Consider the following 8,814-nt stretch of genomic DNA (forward strand, 5'->3'; position numbering starts at 1 on the left):
TTCCGAGTCAAACCGGACCGGTGACCTCGCCCCCACATCCTCACAGTGGCGTTCGGTGCGTTGGGCGCACCCAATGTGGCGTTCGGTGCGTTGGACGCAACCAACGCCACATTGGGGCGCTTGAGGTGACCGCATGCGAAAGCGGGGTGCCGGGCCGCTCGCCCGACACCCCGCTTCTCGAGGTTCCGCAGGTCAGCCGGCGAACCGCCCGGTGACCAGACCGCTGTCGGCGCGAGCCGCGGCGGCCGTCGGCGCGGGCGGCGTCGGCTGCGGCAGCGGGGCGCATTCGACGTCGGCCGTGCGGCCCGGCTTGCGGGCCGGGAGCGCGCCCGTCGCCAGGTAGTCGGCGATCTTGTTGTCGACGCAGGCGTTGCCGCGCGGGGTGATCGCGTGGCTCGTGCCGCCCGGCTCCGCGATCAGCGACGCACCCGGGAAGCGGCTGCGGACCTCGAGGCTGCCTTCGTACGGCGTCGCCGCGTCGAGCGTCTCGTCGATCATCAGGACGCTCGGCACGCCCGTGCCGTCGATCTTCGCCGGCTTGCCCGGCTTCGCCGGCCAGTACAGGCACGGCGCGTTGAACCAGGCGTTCTGCCAGGTGAAGTACGGCGCCTTGGCGAACGTCTTCCAGTTGTCGCGTTTCCACTGCTGCCAGCTCTGCGGCCACTGGACGTCGGAGCACTGCACGGCGAGGTACACCGCGTAGCCGTTGTCGTCGCCGCGGCCACCGAAGGCCTCGAAGAGCGTCTTCCAGTTCTGCCAGTCGCCCTTGTTGACGAACCGGGACAGCGCGTCGCCCAGCAGCGTCCACCGCAGCTGGTAGTAGCTCGCCTGCTGGATGACGTCGAGGATCTCGTCCGGCCCGATCACGCCGCCCGCCGGGGTGAACGAGGTCTTGAGCAGTTGCTCGTCGACGACGTGCTTCACCGCGGACTGCGTCTTGCCGAGGTGGTAGACGTCGTCGTGCTGGGCGAGCCAGCCGAACCAGATCAGGATGTTCTTGTCGAACGCGACGTCCTGGTCGAGGTTGTCGCCGTACCAGACCCCGCGCGGGTCGACGGTGGAGTCGAGCACCATCCGGCGCACGTTCCGCGGGTACAGCGAGCCGTACACCTGGCCGAGGTAGGTGCCGTAGGAGTAGCCGTAGAAGTTCAGCTGCTTCTGGCCGAGCGCCCTGCGGAGGGAGTCCATGTCCTGGACCGTGTCGGTCGTCTTCATGTTCTCCAGCAGCGCGCGCGAGTTGTTCTTCGCGCAGGCTTCGGCGTAGCCCTTGGCGCGGTTGAGCCAGGTCCGCTCGAGCCGCGGGGTGAACGGCACGTACTCCGGCCGGTCGTAGTCCATGTAGTCCGGGTCGCACGACAGCGCGGGCTTGCTCGCGCCGACGCCCCGCGGGTCGAAGCCGACCCAGTCGTAGGCGTCACCGGCGTGGTTGGGCACGCGCGGGCCGCGGGTGGCCAGCAGCAGGCCGGAGCCGCCTGGGCCACCGGGGTTGGTCAGCATGACGCCCTGGTACTGCGCGTCCGCGACCTTGTGCTTCACGCGGCTGACGGCGATCTGGAGCTGTTCCCCGGCCGGCTTCCGGTAGTCGAGCGGCACCCCCAGGAACCCGCATTCGGCGCCGGCGGCGACCAGCGTGGGATCGGTGCACGGCCCCCAGGTGATCGTCGCCGGCGGCGCGGTCGCGGGCGCCGCGGTCGCGGCCGGTGCGGCCACGAGCGCGGACGCCACCGCCGCGGCCAGCGCGGCGGCAGTGCCCACTCCAAAAAAGGCACGTCTCACTGTTTCTCCCCTTTCGGCTCCGACTTCAAGCGGATGAACCCTAGACCCGCGCGCGGTCGCCGGGGACGGCCAAACGGCCCACCGGCCCCGAATGCCCTACGAAAGGGGGAAATCGGGTGGCGCGGCCCTTCCCGGATCTCGTACCGTCGGGTTCATGATCGCTTTCATCCGGCTCCGCCTCGTCTGAGACGGCGTGACCGCCGGACTCCCCGCGTACCGGGTGAGTCCCTTCACCTGCGCGCCGTCGGTTCTTTCCCCTGAAGGAGCATCATGCCGCGCAAACACATCGTCATGGTCGGCTGCACCGCGCCGAGCCACATCTACCCTTCGCTGGGCGTGATCCGCGAGCTGGTGGATCGCGGGCACCGGGTGTCCTACGTCGTCGGCTCGCCGTTGGCGGGGCTGGTTTCCCCGACCGGCGCCCAGGTCGTCGAACATCCGACGACCTTCCCGCTCGGCGAGGCCGCCGTGTGGCCGGACGACCCGGCCGACGCGATGCGCGTCTTCCTCGACGAGGCCATCGCGATCCACCCGCGGCTGATCTCGGTGTTCGACGACGACCGGCCCGACCTGCTGCTGTACGACATCGGCGGGCTGGGCGCGCCGCTGCTCGGCGTGCGGTACGGCGTTCCGGCCGTGCAGCTGTCGCCGACGCTGGTGGCGTGGGACGGCTACGACGAGGACATGGCCGAAGTCGTGGCCCCGATCAAGGCGTCACCGTCCGGTGTGGACTATGCCGCCACGTTCACGCGGTGGCTGGCGTCCAACGGGATCGAAGCCGATCCCTGGGAGTGGCTCGCGCACCCGGAGCGGATCCTGTCGCTGATCCCGCGGGCGATGCAGCCGCACGCCGATCGGGTGGGTCCGCACGTCCGGTTCGTCGGGCCGTGCCTGGATCCGGCGCGCCTGGCGGACCGTTCGTGGACACCGCCCGCGTCGGGCCGTCCGGTACTGCTGGTGTCGTTCGGGACGGCGTTCAACGACCAGCTGCCGGTGTACCGGGCGTGCGTCGAGGCGTTCGCCGCCGACTGGCACGTCGTGATGTCGATCGGGAAGCACGTCTCGCCGTCTTCGCTCGGACCGCTACCCGATTCGGTGGAGGTCTTCGAAAGCGTGCCGCAGCTGGCGGTGCTGAAGGCGGCGTCGGCGTTCGTCACGCACGCCGGGATGGGCGGGGCGACGGAATCGCTGTGGTACGGCGTCCCGACGGTCGCGATCCCGCAGGCGGCCGACCAGTTCGGCAACGCGGCCCAGCTGGAGACGCTGGGCGTGGGGCGGCACCTGCCGGCGGAGTCGGTGACGGCTTCGTCGCTGCGGGAGGCCGTCGACGCGGTTTCGTCTTCGCCTGAAGTGGCGGCTCGGCTGGCCGAGCTGAAGGCGGAAATCCGCGGCCAGGGCGGCATCGGCGCGACCGCGGACGCGGTGGAGTCCTGTTTGGACTAACCGTGCCGCTGGACGAAGGCGTCGATCAGCTGCTGCCGCTCGGCCGAGGTCGCCCGGGCAGCTTCAGGCCCGGATCTCGTTGAGGTAGTTGTAGATCGTGTACCGGGTGACGTCCAGCCGCCCGGCCAGGTGGTCCACCGCGTCCTTGATGAGGAAATAACCGGCTTCGTCGAGTTCCCGCACCACCGCGGCCTTGTGCCGCTTCTTCATCAGGTCCACCGGGATCCCGGCCTTGGCCACCGCCCGGTCGACCAGGAACCGTTGCAGGCTGTCGACGTCGGGCGGGAAAGTCTCCGGCTCCCCGTTGCCGCTCACCGAAGCGGCCGTGTCGACGCTGTTGACGCACAGACAACCGACCGCGACGCCGTCGGCGTCCCGCAGGAACAGCGTCGACGAGCGGATCGGGCGGCCGTCCGGGCCGTGCGTGCGGTAGTTCGTCAGGTCCTGGGTGGTGCCGCGCCGGACCAGGCCGAGCAGCAGGTCGGTCATCGGCCCGCCGACGCTGCGGCCGGTCAGCTCGCCCGCGATGGCGATGATCGAGTCCGGCAGCCGGCTCAGGTCGTGGAGGAGCACCTCGTTGCCCGGGCCGAGCATCGCCGCCAGCCCCGGGATCGCCGGGACGAGCGCGGTGAGCACCTCGTGCGTCGTCGCGCCCGCGGCCGGGACGACCAGCGGCGCGCGGGGCGCGGTCAGGGTCTTCAACGCTTCCCGGAGCAGGTCGGCCGCGGCCGCCGGCGTCGATGCGTGCGGGGACAGCCGGACGTGCTCGGGCCGCACGGTCGCCGCGATCCCGGCGTTCGCCAGCGCGGCACCGACCTGCTCGGCCGGATGGCCGGGCAGGGTGAACGCGAGGATCCCGGCCCGCCGGTCCACCGCGGAGACCACCTCGGCGCCGCACGAAGCGAGCACCTCCTCGAAGGCCCCGATCCGCTCGGCGATCCGGGTCGCGATGGCGCCGACCCCGGCCTCTTCGACGAGTTCGAGGGCCTCGGCGAACGCGCCGGACGTGACCGGGCTGAGGTTGGAGATCGACCAGGCCTGGGCGGTGTGGTCCGGCGGGTGGATCTCGTCGTCGAACAGGCCCGGGTCGCGGGCGCCGGTCCAGCCGGACAGGACCGGGTCCAGCCGGTCCAAAGCCCGGTCCGAGAGCACGGCGAACCCGGTGCCCCAGCCCGCGCGCAGCCACTTCTGCCCGCCGACGACCAGCACGTCGGCGACCTCCCACGGCGCCTCGACCACGCCGAAGCCCTGGATGCCGTCGACGACCAGCAGCCGGTCGCCGACGACGTCGCGCAGCGCGGCGAGGTCGGCCCGGTAGCCGGTGCGGAAGTCGACCGCGCTGACGCTGACGGTGGTGATCTCGGGCGTCAGCGCCGCCGCGACCCGCTCGGGAGTGACGTAACCGCCGGTCAGGCGGCGCAGCTTGAGGCGTCCAGCCTGTTCGGCGCGCGCCCACGGGTAGGTGTTGGCGGGGAACTCCGCCGCCGGAACCAGCACCTCGCCCGAACTGTGGAACGCGGCCTGGAACAGGCCGAGGCTGGTGTTCGGCAACAGCACGGTGTGGTCGGTGTCCGAGCCGGACAGCCGTGCCGCGGCCGCCTTGGCCCGGACCTCCTGCCGCATCAGCTCGTCCACAGTGGACGGACCGGCGGTGGTGGCCTGGTCGAGCAGGGCGGCCGTCGTGTCGAGCACCGCGTGCGACGGCGGCCCGAACCGGGCGAAGTCGAGGTACCCGGCGGGCTCGTCGAACTGGAGCAGGTAGCGGGGCGAAATCCGGGTCACGCGAGGATCCTCGCCAGGAACTGCCGGGTGCGTTCGTGCTTCGGCGCGCTCAGCACCTCCGAAGGCGGCCCGGTCTCGACGACGACGCCGTCGGCCAGGAACACCACCTCGTCGGCGGCCTCCGCGGCGAAGCTCATTTCGTGCGTCACGACGACCATCGTCATCCCCTCCCCCGCCAACGTACTCATCACCTCGAGAACCTCGCCGACCAGCTCCGGGTCCAGCGCCGACGTCGGCTCGTCGAACAGCATCAGCTTCGGTTTCATCGCCAGCGACCGGGCGATCGCGACGCGCTGCTGCTGGCCGCCGGACAGCTGCGCCGGGTAGGCGCCGGCGCGGTGCGCGAGGCCGACGCGGTCGAGCAGCGCGAGGCCTTGTTCGCGCGCGGCGTCGGGCCGCACGCCCAGGACCCGGATCGGCCCTTCGACGACGTTCTCCAGGGCCGTCCGATGCGCGAAGAGGTTGAACCGCTGGAACACCATGCCGATGTCACGGCGTTGGCGCGCCACCTCGTGTTCGCGCAGTTCGTAGAGCTTGCCGCCGCGCTGCCGGAAGCCGATCGGCTCGCCGTCGACCCAGATCTGGCCGGCGTCGATCGTCTCGAGGTGGTTGACGCAGCGCAGGAACGTGCTCTTCCCGGCGCCGGACGGGCCGAGCAGGCAGACGACCTGTCCCTTGTGGACTTCCAGGTCGATCCCGCCGAGGACTTCGGTGTGGCCGTAGGACTTCCGGACGCCGACGGCTCGGAGCAAGGGTTCAGGCACGGGCACTCCTCACCAGCGGCACGCCGCGAAGGGCCTTCCCCGCACGGGTGAGCGGGCCGCGGTCCAACCGGTCGGAACTGCCGAACGCGCGTTCCAGGTAGTGCTGGCCGACGCCGGCGACGGTCACCACCACCATGTACCAGACGGCCGCGGCCAGCAGCGTCTCCATCACCAGCAGGTTGTTCGACGAGATGTTGTTGGCCGCGTGGATCAGCTCGGTCACACCGATCACGGACGCCATCGACGTGCCCTTGAGCATGTTGATGAAGTCGTTGCCGGTCGGCGGGATGATGACGCGCATGGCCTGCGGCAGCACGACCCGCCGCAGCGTCGCCGCCGGCGTCATGCCGATCGACTTCGCCGCCTCGGTCTGTCCGCTGTCGACACTGTTCAGCCCGGCCCGGACGATCTCGGCCATGTACGCGCTTTCGTTGAGCGCCAAGCCGAGGAACGCGGCGGTGAACGCGCTGATCAGCGTGTTCGTTTGCGCGTGGACCAGGAACGGGATGTCGATCACCGGGAAGACCAGCGCCAGGTTGTACCAGAGCAGGATCTGCAGCAGCACCGGCAGCCCGCGGAAGATCCAGATGTAGCCGGCGGCGAACCACCGGGCGACCGGATTGGCGCTGCGCCGCAGCAGGGCGATGACGACGCCCAGCACGATCGCGACCGCCTGCGACAGCACCGCCAGCACGACGGTGTTGAGCAGGCCGGTCGCCATCACTTTGAAGAAGACGAAGTCCGGGACCTGGCTCCACTCGATCTGCGCGTTGCCGAGAGCGATCCCCAGCAACGCCAGCAGGGCGAGGATGACGACGGCGGCGATCCAGCGGCCCCAATGCCGGAGCCGGACGATCGGGAGGGGTTCAGGAGCCGCCATTGACGGCCGCCTTGTCGATGGCGCCCTGGTCCACACCCCAGGCCTGCAGGATCTTGCCGTAGGTGCCGTCGGCGATCAGCGCCTGCAGCGCCTTCTGCACGGCATCCGTCAGCGGCTTGTTCTGCTTGTTCACGCCGATGCCGTACGGCCCGCCCTCGATCGGCTCGCCGGGGACGACCTCGAAGAACTTGCCGTCGCCCGCGGTGCGGGAGATGTAGACGGCGCTGGGCAGGTCGTTGAGGATCGCCGCGACGCGGCCGGTGCGCAGCTGGTTCTGGTTCTGGTTGTCGCTGTCGGTCGCGGTGACGTTCAGCGCGGGCTTGCCTTGCCGGGTGCACTTGGTGCTCTGCGCTTCGGCGAACTTCTGGTGGCTGGTGCCCTGCACGACGGCGACGTTCTTGCCGCACAGCGTGTCCGGGCCGGTGATGCCGTCGGGGTTGCCCTTGCGGATCATGATCGTGATGCCCGAGGTGAAGTAGTCGACGAAGTCGATCTGCTGCTGACGGGCTTTGGTGTCGTTCATCCCGGCCATGGTCAGGTCGATGCGGCCGGACTGGAGGCTGGTGATGAGCGAGCCGAAGGCCATGTCCTGGTGGGCCACCGTGACGCCGAGCTTGGCGGCGATCGCCTTGGCGAGGTCGACCTCGTAGCCGATCGGGGTCTTGCCGTCGGCGGCGTAGAAGTTGTTGGGCGCGGACTGCAGGTTCGACGCCAGGTGGAGCACGCCCGCCTGCTTGATGTTCGCCGGCAGGGCGGCGTTGAGCTGGGCGTCCTTCTGCACGCCCTGGACGATCGCCGTGGTGTCGGGGATGCCCGAGGCGGGCGCGCCGGCGGCCTGCGACGTCCCGCCCGCGCCGTCCGGACCGCCGCCACAGGCCGTCACCAGCACGGCCAGGCTCGCGAGCAACACGGCGTGCGCCGCGCGTGAACGAGACATAACGGGACCTCCACTGTTCGGCTGGCCGGAACGGTACAACTCGTTGTTGAAGAGGTCAACGCGCTGTTGAAATTCTGTCCGGTGCTAACTTCGCGACATGAGCCTGCGGATCGGCATCCTGGGCGCGGCCCGCATCGCGCCCGCCGCCCTGGTCAAACCCGCTTTTTCCACCCCGTCGGTCTCGGTCGAGGCAGTCGCGGCGCGGTCTTACCACCGCGCGCAAGCGTTTGCGGACCAGCACGGGATTTTGCAGGCCTACGCCGGGTACGAGCAGTTGCTGGCGGATCCGGACGTCGACGCGGTCTACATCCCGCTGCCGAACGGGCTACACGGACACTGGACGCGAGCGGCGCTGGCGGCCGGCAAGCACGTCCTCTGCGAGAAGCCGTTCACGGCCAACGCGGCGGAGGCGCGGGAGATCGCCGGCCTGGCGGAGGCGTCGGACCGGGTGGTGATGGAGGCGTTCCACTACCGCTACCACCCGCTCGCCCTGCGGGTGGAGGAGATCGTGGCGTCGGGCGAACTGGGCGAACTTCAGCGGGTGGAGACGGCGTTGTGCTTCCCGCTGCCGAAGTTCTCGGACATCCGGTACGACTACGGCCTGGCGGGCGGCGCGACGATGGACGCGGGCTGCTACGCGGTCCACATGGCCCGCGTCTTCGGCGGCGAGACCCCCTCGGTCGTCTCGGCTTCGGCGAAACTGCGTTCCCCCGCTGTCGATCGGGCGATGACGGCGGAGCTGCGGTTTCCTTCGGGGCACACCGGGCGGGTGGAGTGCTCGATGTGGTCGTCTTCGCTGCTGAAGATCAGCGCGAAGGTGACCGGCTCGAAGGGGTCGTTGTCGGTGCTGAACCCGGTGGCCCCGCAGGCGTTTCACCGCCTGTCCGTCCGGACCGGCGACCACCGGCGCACCGAGCACTTCCCGAAGCGGGCGTCGTACGCGTACCAGCTGGACGCGTTCGCGGCGGCGGTCCTGGAGGGTGCGCCGGTGAAGACGTCGGCCGCGGACGCGGTGGAGACGATGACGGTGATCGACGAGATCTACCGCGCGGCCGGGCTCCCGCTGCGCGAACCCAGCTGAGCCCGGACGTCCGGCACGCCGTTTTCCACTGTCCGTGAATGTCGCATTGAGGGACTTGAAGTCCCTCAATGCGACATTCACGGACTTGAGCCCAGGTTAGCTGCGCGGCGGCCCCCCCCCCCCCGCCAACACCCAGCCCCCCCGCGCGAAG

General features: G+C 70.3%; 7 protein-coding genes. 2 read left to right on the forward strand and 5 right to left on the reverse strand.

Annotation, left to right across the window (positions count from 1 at the left end; all coding sequences use genetic code 11):
• Nucleotides 1–192: 192 nt before the first annotated feature.
• Nucleotides 193–1,710, reverse strand: a complete 1,518-nt coding sequence (locus tag AB0M82_RS45670; protein WP_364736128.1) for an alpha/beta hydrolase — start codon at nt 1,708–1,710, stop codon at nt 193–195.
• A gap of 336 nt (nt 1,711–2,046) precedes the next feature.
• On the opposite strand from AB0M82_RS45670, the gene AB0M82_RS45675 reads away from it, so the two are divergent.
• Nucleotides 2,047–3,219 carry a macrolide family glycosyltransferase gene (locus AB0M82_RS45675; protein ID WP_364736110.1) on the forward strand — a complete coding sequence of 391 codons (1,173 nt, stop codon included), beginning with the start codon at nt 2,047–2,049 and terminating at the stop codon, nt 3,217–3,219.
• Nucleotides 3,220–3,282: 63 nt separating this feature from the next.
• Here the strand turns inward: AB0M82_RS45675 and AB0M82_RS45680 are convergent, their stop codons facing one another.
• The 4 genes from AB0M82_RS45680 to AB0M82_RS45695 are packed head-to-tail and all read right to left on the reverse strand — an operon-like array spanning nt 3,283 to nt 7,582.
• Nucleotides 3,283–5,001 (reverse strand): aminotransferase class V-fold PLP-dependent enzyme, encoded by a 1,719-nt coding sequence (locus AB0M82_RS45680; RefSeq protein WP_364736113.1) that lies wholly within the window; start codon nt 4,999–5,001, stop codon nt 3,283–3,285.
• Nucleotides 4,998–5,765, reverse strand: a complete 768-nt coding sequence (locus AB0M82_RS45685; protein WP_364736116.1) for an amino acid ABC transporter ATP-binding protein — start codon at nt 5,763–5,765, stop codon at nt 4,998–5,000. Before AB0M82_RS45685 ends, AB0M82_RS45680 begins: the two co-directional genes overlap by 4 nt.
• Complete coding sequence (locus tag AB0M82_RS45690; protein WP_364736119.1) at nt 5,758–6,645, reverse strand: amino acid ABC transporter permease; 888 nt, start codon at nt 6,643–6,645, stop codon at nt 5,758–5,760. The genes AB0M82_RS45685 and AB0M82_RS45690 overlap by 8 nt, the downstream gene beginning before the upstream one ends.
• Nucleotides 6,632–7,582 (reverse strand): ABC transporter substrate-binding protein, encoded by a 951-nt coding sequence (locus AB0M82_RS45695; protein WP_364736122.1) that lies wholly within the window; start codon nt 7,580–7,582, stop codon nt 6,632–6,634. The genes AB0M82_RS45690 and AB0M82_RS45695 overlap by 14 nt, the downstream gene beginning before the upstream one ends.
• Before the next feature lie 97 nt (nt 7,583–7,679).
• On the opposite strand from AB0M82_RS45695, the gene AB0M82_RS45700 reads away from it, so the two are divergent.
• Nucleotides 7,680–8,663 (forward strand): Gfo/Idh/MocA family oxidoreductase, encoded by a 984-nt coding sequence (locus AB0M82_RS45700; RefSeq protein WP_364736125.1) that lies wholly within the window; start codon nt 7,680–7,682, stop codon nt 8,661–8,663.
• Nucleotides 8,664–8,814 lie beyond the last annotated feature (151 nt).

Source organism: Amycolatopsis sp. NPDC051128, assembly GCF_040682715.1.
In the GTDB taxonomy this organism is placed as follows: Bacteria; Actinomycetota; Actinomycetes; order Mycobacteriales; family Pseudonocardiaceae; genus Amycolatopsis.

What these genes read in the sequence shown, in the direction of transcription:
- AB0M82_RS45675 (WP_364736110.1), top strand. Translation starts at nt 2,047, where the DNA reads ATGCCGCGCAAACACATCGTCATGGTCGGCTGCACCGCGCCGAGCCAC.
- AB0M82_RS45690 (WP_364736119.1), bottom strand. Translation starts at nt 6,645, where the DNA reads ATGGCGGCTCCTGAACCCCTCCCGATCGTCCGGCTCCGGCATTGGGGC.
- AB0M82_RS45695 (WP_364736122.1), bottom strand. Translation starts at nt 7,582, where the DNA reads ATGTCTCGTTCACGCGCGGCGCACGCCGTGTTGCTCGCGAGCCTGGCC.
- AB0M82_RS45700 (WP_364736125.1), top strand. Translation starts at nt 7,680, where the DNA reads ATGAGCCTGCGGATCGGCATCCTGGGCGCGGCCCGCATCGCGCCCGCC.